General features: G+C 29.9%; 1 pseudogene. It reads left to right on the top strand.

Annotation, left to right across the window (positions count from 1 at the left end):
* Positions 1–511 (top strand): annotated as a pseudogene (locus HUN22_RS17650) (hypothetical protein); the annotation flags it as partial.

Here is a 511-nt window from a genome sequence, read left to right as displayed (position 1 = left end):
AGCTTGTGGTGGAAGCTCAGATCAAAATACGTCCGAACAAGCTGAAAGCAATTTAGAAAAGGAAGACAAAATTTACCAAGTTTATTATCAACCTTCCGATATTTCTTCAGGTATCTATAGTGATTCTTTTGAAATTGCTCAATATCCAATTAAGAATAATGAAATCTTTTTTGCAAATTCACATAACCAACCGCTAGAAACTGAACTTTTAACTGAACAGAAAGTTTTAAATAAAGGGACGTTACAAACACATACTGTGAAAAGGTTAACACCTAGCAGTTGGACTTATGAATTAATGCCTGATTTGAAAGAAAATTTAAAATTTGAAATTGTGAATTTAGAGGGTGAAAATATCTTTGATCGTGTATTACCGGGTTATAAAGAAAATAAAAATTTAGAAACGGGCCTTCACAATCAACTTGATAAAAATTTAATAGACTTCTACCAAAATTATAAGAATGTTAGGTTTCCAAAAAATAGTTATTGTTATCGTTTAAAAGAAACTCAATGG

The organism is Acinetobacter lactucae (genome assembly GCF_013344765.1).
GTDB classification, from domain to species: Bacteria; Pseudomonadota; Gammaproteobacteria; order Pseudomonadales; family Moraxellaceae; genus Acinetobacter; species Acinetobacter lactucae_A.
This window is presented reverse-complemented; position numbering and strand designations above follow the sequence as displayed.